Source organism: Pseudomonas sp. MWU13-2105 (assembly GCF_023242315.1).
Taxonomy (GTDB): Bacteria; Pseudomonadota; Gammaproteobacteria; order Pseudomonadales; family Pseudomonadaceae; genus Aquipseudomonas.
On record NZ_JALLIY010000009.1, the window covers coordinates 126,274 to 143,386 of the forward strand.

The 17,113-nt window shown below is 63.1% G+C and carries 14 protein-coding genes and 4 tRNA genes; 7 read left to right on the top strand and 11 right to left on the bottom strand.

Features of this window, described 5'->3' with window-relative positions:
• Positions 1 to 44: 44 nt before the first annotated feature.
• The 7 genes from M5B96_RS14910 to gltX all read right to left on the bottom strand — a co-directional run bounded on the left by M5B96_RS14910 (position 45) and on the right by gltX (position 3,531).
• Complete coding sequence (locus M5B96_RS14910; RefSeq protein ID WP_248797430.1) at positions 45 to 479, bottom strand: acyl-CoA thioesterase; 435 nt, start codon at positions 477 to 479, stop codon at positions 45 to 47.
• A gap of 50 nt (positions 480 to 529) precedes the next feature.
• Positions 530 to 1,069: a TetR/AcrR family transcriptional regulator gene (locus M5B96_RS14915; protein WP_248797431.1), complete on the bottom strand. Its 540-nt coding sequence runs from the start codon at positions 1,067 to 1,069 to the stop codon at positions 530 to 532.
• Positions 1,070 to 1,261: 192 nt separating this feature from the next.
• Positions 1,262 to 1,337: transfer RNA gene (locus M5B96_RS14920), tRNA-Glu, on the bottom strand.
• A gap of 76 nt (positions 1,338 to 1,413) precedes the next feature.
• Positions 1,414 to 1,489 (bottom strand) — tRNA-Ala (locus tag M5B96_RS14925).
• Between the two features lie 57 nt (positions 1,490 to 1,546).
• Positions 1,547 to 1,622 (bottom strand) — tRNA-Glu (locus M5B96_RS14930).
• 79 nt (positions 1,623 to 1,701) lie between these two features.
• A tRNA-Ala gene (locus M5B96_RS14935) sits at positions 1,702 to 1,777 on the bottom strand.
• 272 nt (positions 1,778 to 2,049) lie between these two features.
• Positions 2,050 to 3,531 (bottom strand): glutamate--tRNA ligase, encoded by a 1,482-nt coding sequence (gltX, locus tag M5B96_RS14940; protein ID WP_248797432.1) that lies wholly within the window; start codon positions 3,529 to 3,531, stop codon positions 2,050 to 2,052.
• Between the two features lie 228 nt (positions 3,532 to 3,759).
• Between gltX and M5B96_RS14945 the strand changes: the two genes are divergently transcribed.
• Positions 3,760 to 4,806, top strand: a complete 1,047-nt coding sequence (locus M5B96_RS14945; protein WP_248797433.1) for an HlyD family secretion protein — start codon at positions 3,760 to 3,762, stop codon at positions 4,804 to 4,806.
• A gap of 49 nt (positions 4,807 to 4,855) precedes the next feature.
• A complete protein-coding gene (locus M5B96_RS14950; protein ID WP_248797629.1) occupies positions 4,856 to 6,346 on the top strand; it encodes an MDR family MFS transporter in 1,491 nt (496 codons plus the stop codon).
• Positions 6,347 to 6,636: 290 nt separating this feature from the next.
• Here M5B96_RS14950 and M5B96_RS14960 read toward each other — a convergent pair whose 3' ends face one another.
• The gene (locus tag M5B96_RS14960) at positions 6,637 to 7,185 is read right to left on the bottom strand and encodes a cysteine hydrolase family protein (protein ID WP_248797434.1); all 549 of its coding nucleotides are present in this window, start codon (positions 7,183 to 7,185) and stop codon (positions 6,637 to 6,639) included.
• Between the two features lie 120 nt (positions 7,186 to 7,305).
• Between M5B96_RS14960 and M5B96_RS14965 the strand changes: the two genes are divergently transcribed.
• From M5B96_RS14965 to M5B96_RS14985, 5 genes are all read left to right on the top strand, one after another.
• On the top strand, positions 7,306 to 8,328 hold the full coding sequence (locus tag M5B96_RS14965) for a GlxA family transcriptional regulator (RefSeq protein ID WP_248797435.1): 1,023 nt from the start codon (positions 7,306 to 7,308) through the stop codon (positions 8,326 to 8,328).
• A 63-nt stretch (positions 8,329 to 8,391) separates the two neighbouring features.
• The gene (locus M5B96_RS14970) at positions 8,392 to 9,336 is read left to right on the top strand and encodes a 2-hydroxyacid dehydrogenase (RefSeq protein WP_248797436.1); all 945 of its coding nucleotides are present in this window, start codon (positions 8,392 to 8,394) and stop codon (positions 9,334 to 9,336) included.
• Positions 9,337 to 9,398: 62 nt separating this feature from the next.
• Positions 9,399 to 9,794, top strand: a complete 396-nt coding sequence (locus M5B96_RS14975) for an SH3 domain-containing protein (RefSeq protein WP_248797437.1) — start codon at positions 9,399 to 9,401, stop codon at positions 9,792 to 9,794.
• Between the two features lie 68 nt (positions 9,795 to 9,862).
• Positions 9,863 to 10,093: a hypothetical protein gene (locus tag M5B96_RS14980; RefSeq protein WP_248797438.1), complete on the top strand. Its 231-nt coding sequence runs from the start codon at positions 9,863 to 9,865 to the stop codon at positions 10,091 to 10,093.
• The gene (locus tag M5B96_RS14985) at positions 10,090 to 11,412 is read left to right on the top strand and encodes an Nramp family divalent metal transporter (RefSeq protein WP_248797439.1); all 1,323 of its coding nucleotides are present in this window, start codon (positions 10,090 to 10,092) and stop codon (positions 11,410 to 11,412) included. Before M5B96_RS14980 ends, M5B96_RS14985 begins: the two co-directional genes overlap by 4 nt.
• A 34-nt stretch (positions 11,413 to 11,446) precedes the next feature.
• On the opposite strand, the gene tssA is transcribed toward M5B96_RS14985, so the two are convergent.
• From tssA to M5B96_RS15000, 3 genes are read right to left on the bottom strand one after another with little or no spacing between them, the layout of a single operon-like run.
• The gene (tssA, locus tag M5B96_RS14990) at positions 11,447 to 12,535 is read right to left on the bottom strand and encodes a type VI secretion system protein TssA (protein ID WP_248797440.1); all 1,089 of its coding nucleotides are present in this window, start codon (positions 12,533 to 12,535) and stop codon (positions 11,447 to 11,449) included.
• Entirely contained in the window at positions 12,532 to 16,341 is a 3,810-nt protein-coding gene (locus M5B96_RS14995) for a type VI secretion system protein (RefSeq protein WP_248797441.1), read from the bottom strand. The genes tssA and M5B96_RS14995 overlap by 4 nt, the downstream gene beginning before the upstream one ends.
• Positions 16,338 to 17,099, bottom strand: a complete 762-nt coding sequence (locus tag M5B96_RS15000; protein ID WP_248797442.1) for a DotU family type IV/VI secretion system protein — start codon at positions 17,097 to 17,099, stop codon at positions 16,338 to 16,340. The genes M5B96_RS14995 and M5B96_RS15000 overlap by 4 nt, the downstream gene beginning before the upstream one ends.
• Positions 17,100 to 17,113 lie beyond the last annotated feature (14 nt).

A 17,113-nucleotide genomic window follows, 5' to 3' on the forward strand; every position in this document is an offset into this window, starting at 1 on the left:
AAAGTGCGGCAGTTTACGGCGTTCCGGCACAAACCGGTACGCCCTCAGACCGACTGCACGGCAGGTCCGTAACCTTCGAGGAATTCCGTCGGCATGCGCTTGGGCTTGCCGCTGGACAGCTCGATACAGACAAAGGTGGTCTGCGCGCGCAACAGGGTCAGGTTGTCGCTGGGGCGGACCAGCTGGAAACGCCGGGTCATCTTCAGCCGCTGGTCCCAGTCGACGATCCAGGTCGCCAACTGCAACTCGTCGCCTTCGTAGGCCGCCGCCAGGTAGTCGATCTCATGGCGAACCACCGCCATGGCCCGGTCCAGACGTCGATATTCGCTGAGATCCAGGCCCAGGCGCTGCGAGTGACGCCAGGCACAGCGCTCCAGCCAGCTGACATACACTGCGTTGTTGGCATGTCCGAGACCGTCGATATCCTCGTCGGCCACTTGCAAATCGAGGATGAAGGGTGTCGCCAGATCCCAACTCATGTACCGCTCCCGGTCAAATCAAAGACCGCGGCAGTGTAACGGAAGCGCCCTCAGATGACCGCCGTTTTGGCCGCCCGCAACAGTCGATCGGACAACTCACCGGGCCCCAGCGCCCTGGCCACGGCCAGGCCGCCGATCATCAGGGCGATATCGGCCAGGGCCTTGTCGGTATCCTCGGGACTGGACGCCAGTTGCGCGACCATCAGCTCGACATGCTCGTTCAGGACCTCGCGAAAGCACTCCGGCAGGTTGCACATCTCGCCGACGATCGAGGGAATCGGACAGGCCTGCTGGACCGCATCACGGTGCTTGCGCGACAGATAGAACGCCGCGAACAGGGCCCGCCGCTCCTCGCCCGGCAACTGGCTGTCGACCTCACTCATCTTGGCCCGCCGCTGGGCGAGCAGTTGCTTGAACGCCTCCAGCATCAGCGCGTCCTTGCTCTCGAAGTGCGCGTAGAACCCTCCCACGGTCAACCCGGCGGCGCCCATCACTTCACTGACACTCGGCTCGACCGGACCGCGCTGGATCAGGGCATTACTCGCCGCCTGCAGAATCCGCTCGCGGGTTTGAGCTTTCTTGTCGTTCATTGCCACCTCCAGACATCACAGAGAAAATATTATTCGCATAATATTTTTCCGCAAGGCTTTATTTTGACCACTGGTCCGAGCCACAGGTATTGAAAAATGGATTGCAGGGAGCAAAGGGTCAAACGCCGGACAAACAAAAGGGTCATTCAATAATTGAATGACCCTTATAAAATCCCGCAGAGCGGGCAATCGTGGCGTCCCCTAGGGGACTCGAACCCCTGTTACCGCCGTGAAAGGGCGGTGTCCTAGGCCACTAGACGAAGGGGACACAAACCCTTCTAACATGATCAACGCTGAGTGTTGATCGCCTCAAGGCCGGTGTGGCCAGGCCTTGAAGTGTAAATTGGTGGAGCTAGACGGGATCGAACCGTCGACCTCTTGCATGCCATGCAAGCGCTCTCCCAGCTGAGCTATAGCCCCGGATTTTTCGCCTCGGAGGCGGAGCGACATCAAGTTGCAACATCGCTTCTGTGATACTGGCGTCCCCTAGGGGACTCGAACCCCTGTTACCGCCGTGAAAGGGCGGTGTCCTAGGCCACTAGACGAAGGGGACGCAAACCCTTCTGTACAACTGATCAACGCTGAGTGCTGATCGCTTCAAAGCCGGTGTGGCCAGGCCTTGAAGTGTAAATTGGTGGAGCTAGACGGGATCGAACCGTCGACCTCTTGCATGCCATGCAAGCGCTCTCCCAGCTGAGCTATAGCCCCTCATCGGTGAGGACGGGGCGAATCTTAAGGGCGTATCGGGGAGCTGTCAAACTTATTTTCAAACTTTTTGAAAATTTTTTGTCGGCATAACAACCACTTACCGCCCTGCCCCGGTAAAACCGGGGGTAAAACGCCATCCCTGCACGAACAACCGATCCACAGAGCACGCGGTCTTGTGGGAGCGGAGCTTGCCCGCGAAGCTCTTGGCGGCCTTGAGGGCCCCTTCGCGGGCAAGCTCCGCTCCCACATGGCCTCACAGAAACAGGACGGTCTCAGGCAATCGCGCCCAGCAGCTTTTCCCATTCCTTGTTTTCTTTCTTCGACACCCCACCCAGCAGATCCAGGGCCTGGCGCAGACGGAAACGCGTGAGGTCCGGGCCGAGGATTTCCATGGCATCGAGTACCGACACCGAACTGGCCTGCCCGGTGATCGAGGCGAACATCAGCGGCATGGCATCGCGCAGTTTCAACTCCAGGGCGTCGACTACCGCCTGGATGGTCGCGGTGATGCTGTCCTTTTCCCACTGGCGCAGGCTTTCCAGCTTCCACAGGATCAACTGCATCAGCTTGCGCACATCGTCGGCCGAGAGTTTCTTGTGCTCGAACAGCTTGGCGTCCAGCGGCAGGCTGCCGGCAAAGAAGAAGTTCGCCAACGGCGCGACCTGGCTGAAGGTCTCGACCCGGCCCTGGACCAGCGGCGCGATCTTCATCAGGTACTCGGGATTCAGCGCCCAGTTCTGCACCCGGCTGGCGAATTCTTCCACCGGCAGGTCGCGCAGCCACTGGCCGTTGAGCCAGGACAGCTTCTCGATATCGAAAATCGGCCCGCCCAGGGAGACGCGGGACAGGTCGAAGTGCTCGACCATTTCCTCCAGGGAGAACTTCTCGCGCTCGTCGGGCATCGACCAGCCCATGCGGCCCAGGTAGTTGAGCATGGCTTCAGGCATGAAACCCATGCGCTCGTAGAAGGTCACCGAGGTCGGGTTCTTGCGCTTGGACAGCTTGCTCTTGTCCGGGTTGCGCAGCAGCGGCATGTAGCACAGCTGCGGCTGTTCCCAACCGAAGTATTCGTAGAGCAGGATCAGCTTCGGCGCCGACGGCAGCCACTCTTCGCCACGCAGCACGTGGGTGATACCCATCAGATGGTCGTCGACCACGTTGGCCAGGAAGTAGGTCGGCAGGCCGTCGGTCTTCATCAGCACCTGCATGTCCATGCGGTCCCACGGGATCTCGACATCGCCACGGAGCATGTCCGGCACCACGCAGACGCCTTCGCTCGGCACCTTCATGCGGATCACATGGGGTTCACCGGCGGCCAGGCGGCGGGCCACCTCCTCCTTGGACAACAGCAGCGCACGACCGTCGTAACGCGGCGTCTCGCCACGGGCCATCTGCTCGGCACGCATCTGGTCCAGCTCTTCGGCGGTGCAGAAGCACGGGAAGGCGTGGCCCATGTCGACCAGTTGCTGGGTATATTTCTTGTAGATCTCGCTACGCTCGCTCTGCCGGTACGGGCCGTGGGGACCGCCGACATCCGGGCCTTCGGCCCAGGTGATACCCAGCCAGTTCAGGGCATCGAAAATCTGCTGCTCGGACTCGCGGGTCGAACGCAACTGATCGGTGTCTTCGATCCGCAGGATGAACTCACCGCCGTGCTGCTTGGCAAAGCAATAGTTGAACAAAGCGATGTAGGCGGTGCCGACGTGGGGATCGCCGGTGGGCGATGGCGCGATGCGCGTGCGAACGGTGGTCATGGGCGTTCTCGAAATGGAGATAAAACAAAGGGCGAATGGTAACAGGCGCAGCCGTCCGGGCTCCAGCGCAGGGCATCCGACAGAGGGCATATAAGCCAAGCTTCGGTCTAAAAATGGCTCAAGACCGCGAAAACCGGGCTTTCTCGGTTGCTGGCATTTACCCATTAGGACTGCTGTGCCAGATTCGTCTACCGTAAAATTCACTTACACATTGATGTCTTAATACCCATGCCCTCCCAACTCAAACGTCGACTATCTGTTTTCCTGCTCCTGGTCCTGTTGATTGCCCTGGGCTTTTTCGCCCAGTGGTTCTTCAAGGGACGCTTTTATGAAAGCACCGATAACGCCTATGTCCAGGGCGAGATTACCCGGGTCTCCAGCCAATTGGGTGCGCGCATCGACCAGGTCCTGGTGGCGGACAACCAGCATGTGGAAAAGGGCCAGTTGCTGGTCCGGCTCGAAGGCGCCGATTTCCAGCTCGCCGTCGACCGCGCCAATGCCACCCTCGCCACCCGCGAAGCCGAACGCCTGCAAGCCCAGAGCAAGCTGACCCAGCAAGCCAGCCTGATCGCCGCCGCCGATGCCCAGGTGGCGTCAAGCCAGGCCAGCCTCGGTCGTTCGCAACTCGACCTGAACCGCGCGCAGACCCTGCGCAAGCCCGGCTATGTTTCGGAGGAGCGGGTCACCACGCTCGCCGCCGACAACCATATCGCCCGCTCGCAAGTGGCCAAGGCCCAGGCCGATCTGCAAGGCCAGCGCCAGCAGGTCACGGCCCTGAGTGCCGAGCTCAAGCGCCTCGACGCGCAGCTCGCCAATGCCCGCGCCGACCTGGCCCAGGCCGAACTGAACCTGACCCGCAGCGAAATCCACGCGCCCATCAGCGGCCTGGTCGGCCAGCGCGCGGCGCGCACCGGCCAGTATGTGCAGGCCGGCGCCTACCTGCTATCCATAGTCCCGGACCAGGACATCTGGGTCCAGGCCAACTTCAAGGAAACCCAGATCGGCCACATGCGCGCGGGCCAGAGCGCGACGCTGACCTTCGACGCCTATGAAGACACGCCGATCCAGGGCCGGGTCGAGAGCCTGTTCGCCGCCTCCGGCGCGCAGTTCAGCCTGTTGCCGCCGGACAACGCCACCGGCAACTTCACCAAGGTGGTGCAACGCATTCCGGTCAAGCTGACCTTTGCCGCCGACAACCCCTTGCAGGGCAGGATCCGTCCGGGCATGTCGGTCACCGTCAAGGTCGATCTGCGCGACGCCCAGCATGGCCGGTGATCAACTGATCCGACCGGTGGGCGAGCCGACCCGCCGGGACTGGATCGCGGTGATGAGCGTGATGCTCGGCGCCTTCATGGCGGTGCTCGATATCCAGATCACCAACTCCTCGCTCAAGGATATCCAGGGCGCCCTGTCGGCGACCCTGGAAGAAGGCTCATGGATTTCCACGTCCTACCTGGTGGCGGAAATCATCATGATTCCCCTTACCGCCTGGCTGGTGCAATTGCTCTCGGCGCGGCGGCTGGCGGTCTGGGTTTCACTGGGTTTCCTCGGTTCGTCGCTGCTCTGTTCCATGGCCTGGAGCCTGGAAAGCATGATCGTGTTCCGCGCCATGCAGGGCTTCACCGGCGGCGCACTGATTCCCCTGGCGTTCACCCTGACCCTGATCAAGCTGCCGGACCACCACCGCGCCAAGGGCATGGCCATGTTCGCCATGACCGCCACTTTTGCCCCATCCATCGGCCCGACCATTGGCGGCTGGCTCACGGAGAACTGGGGCTGGCAGTACATTTTCTACATCAACATCCCGCCCGGCCTGATCATGATCGGCGGCCTGCTCTACGGCCTGGAGAAGAAAGAGGCCCATTGGGAACTGCTCAAGAGCACCGACTACGCTGGGATCGTCAGCCTCGGCATCGGCCTGGGTTGCCTGCAAGTGTTCCTCGAGGAAGGCCACCGCAAGGACTGGCTGGAGTCGGACCTGATCGTGACGCTGGGCAGTATCGCCCTGCTGAGCCTGATCACCTTCGTCATCCTGCAGCTGTCCAAGGCCAACCCCTTGATCAATCTGCGCATCCTGCAGAACCGCAACTTCGGCCTGTCCAGCATTGCCAGCCTGGGCATGGGCGTGGGCCTGTATGGCTCGATCTACCTGCTGCCGCTGTACCTGGCGCAGATCCAGAACTACAACGCCCTGCAGATCGGCGAAGTGATCATGTGGATGGGGGTGCCGCAGTTGTTCCTGATTCCGCTGGTGCCCAAGCTGATGAAGTTCATCTCACCGAAGTTGCTCTGCACCCTGGGTTTCGGCCTGTTCGGCCTGGCGAGTTTCTCCTCCGGGGTACTCAACCCGGATTTTGCCGGCCCGCAGTTCAACCAGATCCAGATCATCCGGGCGTTGGGCCAGCCGCTGATCATGGTAACCATCTCGCTGATAGCCACCGCCTATATCCTGCCCCAGGACGCGGGGTCGGCGTCGAGCCTGTTCAACATCCTGCGCAACCTTGGCGGGGCCATCGGCATCGCCCTGCTGGCGACCTTGCTGGATGCGCGGACCAAGATCTATTTCGACTATCTGCGCGAGGCGATCGTGCCGGGCAACCCGCAGGTGGCCGAGCGCCTGACCATGCTTTCGGAGAAGCTCGGCGGCGACGGCGCGGCGCTGGGCAAGCTGAGCGAGATCACCCATCAGCAGGCGTCGATCATGGCCTATAACGACGCCTTCCACTTTGTCGGGATCGCGCTGGGGATCAGCATGTTGGCGGTGCTGCTGACCAAGGCGCTGCCGGCGGGGATCAAGCCGGGAGAGGCGCATTGATGCTGCCCGCGAAGGGGCCAGAACAGGCCCCCCCATGACTACACAGGCTGACCACTGCGTTCCCTGATCAACTCGATCAATGCCCGCAACCCCGCAGGCACATGCCGGCGTCTGGGGCAATACAATGACAAGCCACCATAAGGCGGTGTCCACTCCTCCAGCACCGGCGGGAATACGGGACCTTCAGGCTGGAGGCGCTCCTCGATCCAAAATCAGTTCCGGGAGCAATTCATACTCCATAACCAGTTCACTCTCCCCCAGCAGACCAGTGCCTGCCAGGGGATAGCACCCTAGCGCGCCAGCCACTGCTCGGCGGAAACCACCGTGGCATAACCGAACGCCAGGGAGGCCATGAACGCCCCGTGTACATGGGCCGCGGGCACCGTCAAGCCATTGAACTCCAGGTCCCGTGAAGCACAGGCGTCGTGAATCACCGTAACCGTATAGCCCTGGTCAGCCGCCGCGCGGGTGATGGCATCGACGCACAGGTGACTCATGCTGCCAACCACCACCAATTCCTTGATCCCATTGCGTTCCAGCACCGCGTTCAGTTCGGTGTCGCGAAATGAATTGACGAAATGCTTGAGTATCACCTGTTCGTCGGCGCGGTTGAGAACCTTGGCGTGCAGCCGCGCCCCTTCGGAACCCGGGACAAAGAACGGTGCATCGGCGCTGGCGAACTCATGACGGACATGCACCACCAGGTCGCCCGCCTCACGCGCGGCGGCCAGAATCGCGGCGGCCTTGTCAGCCGCCGCATCGGCGCCGCTCAGGGTCCATTTTCCACCCGGGAAATAGTCATTCTGGATATCCACCAGGATCAGCGCTTGTACGGACATATCATCTACCTCGATTGAGTGGTGCAGCGTTCGGTTGCTTTGCTCTACCGGATCAAGTATCCAGTTCCCACGGTGTTCCGGGGATTGGCCGGACCGACACTTTCGAGGGGAAAACTGACAATGGACGCGCCCACGGCCGCCATCGAGCACACCATCACAGCCGAAGGGCGCAACGACAGCGCCACGGCCGAGATCGGCCTGCTCCTCTATCCCGGCGCGCAGACCGCCGCCATCCACGGCCTGACCGACCTGTTCAGCGTGGCCAATCGCATGGTCGCCGAATACGGCGATACCGCCCGCCTGTTGCGTGTCAGCCATTGGGCGACCCGCGCCACCGGCGAATCGCTCGAACGGATCTACGACAGCCATCCGGGCACGGACGGCCAGCCGGTCGCCGTGGTCATTCCACCATCGCTGGGCGATACCCCCTCGCCCGCCTCCCTGCAGCTCAGTGCCGGTTGGGTCCGCGAACAACATAGCCGCGGAGCGATCATCGGCTCCGTGTGCCTGGGCGCTTTCGTACTGGCCCAGACCGGTCTGCTCGACCAGCGTCGCGCCACCACCCACTGGAATTCGGCCAAGGCCTTTGCCACGCTCTACCCGCAGATACGGCTCGATACCGACAAACCGATCATCGACGACGGCGACCTGATCACCACCGCCGGGCTGATGGCCTGGGCCGAATTGGGCATGCGTCTGGTCGAACGGCTGCTGGGGCCGGGGATCGCCACGCGCACCGCCCGCTACCTGTTGATCGAACACCGTGACAACAGCGAATGCGCCGGCAACTTTGCCCCGATCCTGGGACACGGCGACGCAGCGGTCCTCAGGGTCCAGCACTGGCTGCAAAGCAGCGGTGCGCTGGAGGTCAGCGTGAATGCCATGGCCGACAAGGCCGGCCTGGAAGAGCGAACCTTTCTGCGCCGCTTCCGCGCCGCCACCGGCCTGCGGCCGACGGAGTACTGCCAGCACCTGCGGGTTGGCAAGGCGCGGGAAATGCTTGAATTCACCAACGCCACGGTCGACCATATCGCCTGGACCGTGGGTTACCAGGACCCCGGCGCGTTCCGTTCGACCTTCAAGAAAATCACCGGTTTTTCTCCCAGAGACTACCGAGGTCGCTACGGTGTCAGGGCGACCTGAGCTTAACCACCGGCAAGACCATGGCTTACCGATCATTCTTATTGATACGCCCCGGAGAAACACATGAGCAACGTGCTGCTGGTACTCGTGGAAACCGTCGACGACTACCTGCCGATCATCCAGAAGCACGGCTTCGAGCTGATCCTGGCGCCGACCCAGGCCCTGCGGGCGCAAGCCATCGCCACCCACGGCGAGCGCATCAACGCCGTGCTGACCCGTGGCCCGCTGGGGCTGTTCGCCGATGAAATGGCCGCCCTGCCCAAACTCGAAATCATCTGCGTGATCGGTGCCGGCTATGAAAAGGTCGACCTGCACGCCGCCGCACAACGCGGCATCGTCGTGACCAACGGTGCCGGCGCCAACGCCTCGTCCGTGGCCGACCATGCCATGGCCCTGCTGCTGTCACTGGTGCGCGATATTCCCCGCGCCGATGCCTCGGTGCGCCGTGGCGAGTGGCGCAAGCTGATGCGTCCATCCCTGGGCGGCAAGCGCCTGGGCATCCTCGGCATGGGCGCGGTGGGCCAGGCGATTGCCCAGCGCGCGGCCCTGGGTTTCGGCATGACGGTGAGCTATCACAACCGGCGACCGCGCACGGATATCGATTACCACTATTGCGCTACGACCACCGAACTGGCGCTGGCCTCGGACTACCTGATCATCGCCACCCCAGGCGGTGCCAGTACCGACGGCCTGATCGGCCGTCAGGCTCTCGAAGCCCTCGGCCCGCAAGGTTTCCTGGTCAACATTGCGCGCGCCAGCGTGGTGGTGACCGCCGACCTGATAACCGCCCTCCAGCAAGGTCGCCTTGCTGGCGCGGCACTGGATGTGTTCGACGACGAACCGAAGGTGCCGGAGGTCCTCAAGGGCCTGGACAATGTGGTGCTGACCCCGCACGTGGCCGGTCTGTCGCCGGAAGCCTCCGAAGCCACGGTGGCGCTGGTGGCCGAAAACCTGCTGGCGTATTTTTCCGGCAAGCCGGTACTCACGCCGATAGCCCTTCCCGGATGACGGCCAACGCGCCAACACATTATGATCAGCACCTTCCCATACGCCTGATGGACACCTCCCGCATGGAACGCACCGCCCGCCTGCTGCCCTTTGCCTGCCTGCTGCTGAGCCTCTCGCCCTTGACCTTTGCCGCCGAGGCAGCGGTCGATTGCGCCGCCCTGCATGAAAAGGCCAATGCCGAAGCCGGCAGCTACCGCCCGCCCGTCGAAGGCAAGGTCATCGGCCAGGGCCGGGCCTACTTTCACAGCGCGCCCAACAGTGCCTGCATCACCAAAAAGGTCTTCGTCGTACCCGGCGACGGCCTCACGGTGTACGCCAGCACCGAGGACGGCTGGGCCCAGGTCATGTACATCGCCAAGAGCGGTGATGACTTCAGCGGCTGGGTCGAGGAGAAACGCATCGAGCTGGGCCAGCACTACGGCGGTGATCCGGCACCCGAAGACACTCCGGAGCAATAAGCGCCGCTCCGCCGAGGAATGCCAGTCAGCTCGATAAGTGCATTCGATTTCCCATGAAGGTTGGCTGCATGTCGGCCAGATTGTCGATGCCACTGGCGCGTTTTGTCGGCACCACCGATCCGCGCTGGCTGGCGACCCTGAACGCGCTTGCTGACCCCATACCTTGTGGGGGCGGTGTTTGTGTGGAAGCGGAGCTTGCCGGATTGACTGTCTTTTTCAATCACCTCGATAGCTTGGGGCGCGCCTGCCAAACGTCTAAGCTGGAACCTCCTCGCCTGTCGTCCTGGAACACCGTGTGAAATTCAGCCTGCCGAAAGTTGCCACCGCCCCCTTCTGCCCTTCTGAAGTGAACGGTTCGATTGCCGTCGATCGCGGCGCGCCGTTCTTCAAGCGGGTCCTGCGCTTTGCCGGCCCCGGCCTGCTGATTTCCATCGGCTACATGGATCCGGGCAACTGGGCCACGGCGATCGAGGCCGGCTCGCGTTATGGCTACAACCTGTTGTTCGTGGTGCTGCTCGCCAGCCTCGCCGGGATGGCGGTGCAGTGCCTTTGCTCACGCCTGGGGATCGCCACCGGCCGCGACCTGGCGCAGCTCTGCCGGGAGCGCTACAGCCCGCGCTCGGCCAGGCTCCAGTGGCTGCTGGCGGAAATCTCGATCATCGCCACCGACCTGGCCGAAGTCCTCGGCTGCGCCCTGGCCTTCCATCTGCTGCTGGGCTGCTCGCTGACCTTCGGCATTGCCCTGACGGCATTCGACACCGTGCTGATCCTGGCCTTGCAGAACCGCGGCTTCCGGCGCCTGGAAGCGATCATGCTGGTGCTGGTGGCGACCATCGGCGTGTGTTTCTTCATCGAGCTGGTGCTGATCAAACCCTACTGGCCGGACGTGTTCCAAGGCTTCAAGCCATCTCTCTCGGCCATCAGCGACGCCGCGCCGCTGTACCTGGCCATCGGCATTCTCGGGGCCACGGTGATGCCCCATAACCTCTACCTGCATACCTCGGTAGTGCAGACCCGGCTGATCGGCACTGACCTGGCCAGCCGCCGGGACGCCGTACAACTGGCGCGCATCGACACCCTCGGTTCGCTGGCCCTGGCCTTGCTGGTCAATGCCGCGATCCTGATCCTGGCCGCGGCGGCCTTCCAGCAGACCGGGCATACCGCAGTGGTGGAAATCCAGGACGCCTATCACCTGCTCGACCCACTGGTGGGCGGTGCGTTCGCCAGCACTCTGTTCGGCATCGCGCTGCTGGCATCCGGGCAGAGCTCGACCTTTACCGGCACCATCGCCGGCCAGGTGATCATGGAAGGCTACCTGAACCTGAAGATTCCCTGCTGGCAACGTCGGCTGATCACCCGTGGCCTGGCGCTGATCCCGGCCTTTGTCGGGGTCTGGATCATGGGCGAAGGCGCGGTAGGCAAATTGCTGGTGCTGAGCCAGGTGGTGCTGAGCCTGCAACTGCCCTTTGCGCTGTACCCGTTGATCCGCATGACCAGCGATGCACGCTTGATGGGGCCCTTCGTCAATCGCTGGTACACCAAGGCCTTGGCCTGGGGCCTGTTCACACTGATCAGTGGCGCGAACGCCTGGCTGATCGTGCAGTTGTTTGCCGAGTGATCGCGGGCAGGCCCCGCTCGCCCGCCTCAGCCGCTCAAAGCACCCCCAGCAACGTCCAGACCCGTCGCGCCTCCGCGTCGGAAGAAATCAGCTCCGACAGCAGCTCGTTCAACGGTTTGTTGCCCCACTCCACCGCCTTCTTGACCACGTAGGGCACCGGGCTGTGGGGCTCGGTTTTCGCCAGGTAATCGGCGATCAGCAGCAACTGCCGATACGCCTCTTCCCGGCTGCGCGGCGCCGCCAAGTGCACTGCTGGCTCCGGCAGTTCGTCGACTGTCGGCGCCGCAGCCGCCTCGATCTCGATAGTGACCGCCGGCGCTTCCGGCTGCTGAGGGTGCATGTCAATAAACTCCCGGGTCAATATGCCAAATGCCTGCATGACATCACGCAAGGGCCCGCAGGTCGGGGCCAGCGCCCCCAGAAAACGATCGGTCCATTGCTCCAGCGCCTGCAACTGGCGCAACGACGCCAGCAACAGATTCTGACTGTGCAGCCACCAGGACAACGGCGTCGCGCGAATCAACTCGTTGACCTTTTGCTGCTCGAGCCGCGCCGCCTCGACAATCGCCTTGGCGTTCTTGTGGTCCGCGACCAGCACTTGGCGCACCTGCAACTGCTGCCAGCCATACAGGCTCAGCCCGGAAAACCCGCTGCCGCCACCCGGGGCAAACAACGGCACCCGGGTATGCAGCACTTCGGCGTAGCGCCGCACCAACCAGTCCACCGGGGTCACCCGCCAGGACTGGTCGCCCTCCTCGGCTTGCGGGTGCACCTGCTCGGGATAGCGCTCGCACAACCCCAGCAGCAACGCCAAGGCCGCCTGCAAGCCCTCCAGGCCATGCCGATGCAACCAGGCCTCGCCGAGCCAGGCCGCCACCATCAGGTCCTTGCTGCGTCCCCGCAGGATCTCGCTGGCCAGCTGCTCGACACTCGCCCACTCTGCCCGCTTGATTTCCTTTTCCCAGACGCCGTTGGGCAAACTGGTGTCATCCTCGCGCCGCAGTTCGCGTAGCCGGTCATAGTCGGCTTCATAGCGCAGGTTCTGCCCGCACGGCGCCTCCTCGGAAATCGCCTCCAGCAGAGGCGCCACTCGCAGCGACAGCTCGGCGACCGGCTGGCTCATAATGCCCCCTGATCAGCAGCAGCCGTACTCGCCGTGCCGAAATTCGAAAAAGGTGACAAGGGTGCCCGCACCGGCAGCGGTGTCAGGGCCAATGGCAGCTTGCCTCCCTGAGTCATCAACGACAGGCGGATAAACATCGTGCTCTGGGCTGCACCGTTGGTCGAACCCCGTACCGGCAGGTGCAAGGTCAGTGGAAAATCGGTGTAATCGATGTTCGGCTGCCGGACCACCGACAGATGCGAGCGCATCATCCGCAGCAGCGACCAGGGCCCACCATACTCCCAGCCGGCCTCCAGGTCGCTCACCGCCAGGCTCGGCTGTACCGGATCGCTGACCGGCCGCTCCAATCCGTTGCGAGCCCAGCGCAAGGTCAACCGGATCGGTTGTCCGACCATCCAGCGCAAGCGCTGCTGGGTATCGCCCGGGTAGTTGATCTGTTGACTGCCGGCATTCAGGCCCCAGGCAATCACCTGGTCGGCACCGCGTTCCTCATCCCGATCGGTGCGCCAGCGTACGTCCATGTCGAAGCCGATCATCCCGCTCGGGTCACGCTGGAACAGCGGCCCGAGCCAGGCCCGGGCCTGTTTCAGGCGCTCGAGGAAATCAGCCGCAGCCAGCCGGTCGGGGGACTGGCTCGATGCCAGGCCGGCCTGGGCTTTCGGCAAGCGGGTGTCGATCAGCTCAAGCAGATGCTGGACCCGCGCGGGCTCGGCATCCACGGTTTGTAGCCCATGGGAGAACGGAAAACGCTCGGCCAGGTACTGGTTGAAGTAGCCGGCCAACTCGTTCCAGGCCCTGACCGCCTGCTCCTGCTGCAAGCCCTGGCAGCGGCGCATGGCGCTCTGTTGCAAGGCTTGCACCCGCAACGCCAGTTCACCCTGGCCGGCCGGCAGGTTGGCCGACGACAGGATCTGCGTGCAGGAGCCGGCATCCATGTCGATAAAGTCACGACTGACCAGTTGTTCCATCAGCGCTGGCGAACTGGCCGGATTCTGCTCCTTGTACTTGAGCAGTTCATCGTACAAATCGTTCAATCGCATGAACCGCTCGAAATCACCCGAGCCCAGGTTCTGCTGCTGGGCCCTGAGCCACTCCAGCGCCGGCGCCCGCGCCTCGGCAATGGTCTGCATACTGGTGAACTGCTGCTTGAGATCCAGCTTCAAATCCTGCGCATCATTGGCCCTGAACAACTGCAGGCCGAGGTTTTTCGAACCGTCCCAACTGCTGATATCGACTCGCTCATGGAACACCGACTGGGCATTGATTTGCTCCAAGCCGCTGCCGACCTCGGCCAGCGCTCGCCGGTTGAGGGTGTTTTGCAGCTTGCTCGCCAGGTCCGTGCGCTTGAGTTCGATAAACGCACTTTGTAACGCCAGCGCCTGGTCGGTCTTGATATTGAATGCCGTCGCCCCCGGCGACGGGCCACCACTGCTTTCCAGGCTCAGCCACATAGCCTTGGCCGCCGCACTTTCGGCGATGCGCAACATCGGCCCGCGATAGGCCGGCGGGATGCGCGGCATCTCTTCGCTGGCATAGCTCTTGTAGCTGGCGAAGTAGCTGAGAGCGGTGTTCAGACCATCGCTGTCGAGTTTCTGATAGATGCCGCCGGTGCTGTCATCGGCGCGCATGGCCATGGCCACGAAATCGCGGCGAAACAGCGCCGCGATCGCGTTGTTCAACTGCAGCACATGCTCTTGCAACAGCAGTTGTCCGCTGCCTTGCTGGGTCAGCAGATTGCCCCGGGAGCCGGCCTTGGCGATCCACTGGTCGCGAAAGCTCTGTTGCAACTTGGCCGCCTGATCTTCCAGACTCTGCTCCAGCGGGGCACCGAGCAGGGCACTCTGGCGCACTTTGTCCATCAGCGCGCTGTAGCCGGGGACCAGGTCCTGGCCCTTGCCACGACTCCAGGCCGAGTTGGTCAGGCTGACCACCGACTGCAAGTCGTCGATCATCGCCTTGAGATCTTCCAGCTCGGAGAGTGAGCTCACCGCACCGGATTCCAGCTGGTCCAGGTGCAACCTCAAGTAGCCGGCCTGACGCACAAAGTTCTCGGCCAGGTAGTACTGATCCAGCCACCGACCCATCAATTCCTTGAAGTTGGCGGCAACGGTCAGGCGCTCGACCGGCAGGTCCAGGTGGATCAGGTTGGAGATATCCATCTTCGCCAGGTGCTGGTTATAGAACGCGGCCCGGTGCAACGTCCCGGCATTGAGGTTCAGCCCCAGGGCCAGGTTACTCAGGGTGGCCAGGTCGTCCAGCGGGGTCTTGTGATTGTCCATCGCCTTGGTCATCCACTGGTTTTGCTGTTCCAGTGCCGTGGCCCGCTCCACCAGATCCTTGGACTTGATATAGGTCTGCCATTGCGCCGGGTCTTCGCTTTCCAGGTTGGAACGCCGGTCGGTGCTCTGGATCGCCTTGAGCTGCGTCAGGTTCGCCTGCAACAGATCGCGCAGCGGCACCATCATATGACTCATGGCAACACTGCGCAGCACCTGGTCACGTTCATGATCGAGGGAAGAAAACCAGGACGTCGGCAACACCAGCGAGGCAAAGTGCCAACGCGGCGACTGTTCCATGAGTTGCCAGAACGTCTGTACATTGCGCCGGGTCGGCCCCAGCCGGTGGGATTCATCGACCACCGTGACGTAGCCCTTCTGTGCCTCCTGCAGCAGGCGCGCCAGCTCACGAGCATCCTTGAGCGAGTCTTGCCAGACCCAGACCATCGCCACCGCCCAGACCAAGCCGACAATCGCTGCCGTCACACCGACGACCCGCTGCCAGCGCTGACGCAACCGCAACAACCGCGGGACCACCTGGGCCAACCCTTGCTCGGCGACGATCCGGCGCCGCCAGAGTTGCCGGGCGAAAGCGCTTTGCAGCAGCGGAATATCGCTGGCCGAAAAAACCGGCGCCGAGCTCGGCGCTTCACTGGCGGTGAAATACAGCCCGCGAAAGCGCGCGGCCTCGCTCTGTGCATTGCCCTGGAAGACCGGATCGAGCAGGGTCTGCAGGTTTCGACGCAAGGCCTCGAAACGCTCCGGCAGGCCATACAGGTCTTCGCTCAGGCGCCCGGACAGCGCACCGACCTCGGTGATCGCCTCCACCAGCACCCGGGTAATCTGGTCCAGCGCCTGGTCACTCCATTCCGATTGCCAGAGGGTTTCCGGGGCGAACGGCGAAGTCCAGCCCAAGGTCCGCTCACGGGACTCTTTAGGCAGCGCGGCGATCAGTTCCTGGAAGCCGGGAACCTGCTCCATATCGGTGACTACCACATACACCGGCAAGCTCAGGCCCAGGCGCTGCAGCAGGTCGAGAAAGCGCCGGCGCGCAGCGATTCCCAGGGCCGCCGCCTGTTCGTCGTCCCACAGCCGGCTGGCCGAGACGTTCCAGATCACCCCGTCCAGCGGCCGCCGGGCACGCAGGCGCAGGATCAGCCCGAGCAGGCGCCACCAACTGCCACGTTTGAGCTTCAGCCGCTCATCGGGCAGGAACAGCGACTCCGGCACCACCAGCACCGCGCCATCGGGGTCGGACCACCAGCGTCCGAACCAGGCCGGCTTGTCCGTGGGCAACAAGTGCCAGCTGGAACAGAGTTGCGCGCCCTGGGCATCATTGCCCAGCATCAGCAGCCAGGGTGACTGATAACGGTCCTGTACCCCCTGCTCCTGCTCCATATTGCGCACCGCCGCGTAGAAGCTGCGAATCGCCGCGCCGCTCTGGGTGCGCAACCACCAGATCGCCACGGCCAACAATGCCAGCACCAGCAACACGCCAGCCACCCACGCGACTATCGCCAGCGGACTCATGGGTTCTGCTCCTCGGGTACGTCGGGATTGGCCTGCTGTATCACCGACTGTGCTTCCAGGTTGATGGAGTACCAGAAGTAGTGACTGACGCCGATCATCAGCAGCGTGACGCCGAGAATCACCAGGCCCAGGCGCAGGCTATCCGGTAGCGACTGGCGAATCGGCAGGCGCCGCGCGGGCACGCTGCTGGGTCGTTCGAGGCAATCGCTGACGTCGACGTAGTCCGGATCGCGCTGCCAGGCGAAGGCGAACAGCGCGTGACGCCATTTCTCATGTTGCGCCAGCCCGGCTTCCCCACGCAGGCGCCCGTGGAAACCGAGGATCAGGCATTGCAGGTAGACATTGGCCAGGTCGCGACTGGCCGGCACTTCGTCGGCCAGCAGTTTCTCGATCGCCTGGGGCAGGTGCTCGCCGGCATGGCGCGAGGCATACAGCAGCGACTCGAGGGGATCATTCTGCCAGGTCTGCTGCCCCGGCCAGGTGGCGTATAGCAGGGTTTCATCCACCAGCGCGACAAAGGCATACACCGTGGCCTTGACCTGATGCTCCGCCGAGTCGCCGACACTGGCAAAGGCGCTGCGCCAGAGCTTGCGGCTGATCTTCGTGGAGAACTCCACCACGCTCCCGACCTGCCGCGTCACGTCCTCGTCGTCCTTGTTCAAGCCGTTCCAGGCCACCAACCACTCCAACCAGGCCTGGCGAAAGGCATTGCTCAACGGTGACTGCTGCAACCCTGTGCCGACGCTCCCCTCTGGCATTGCCTTCCCCTTCC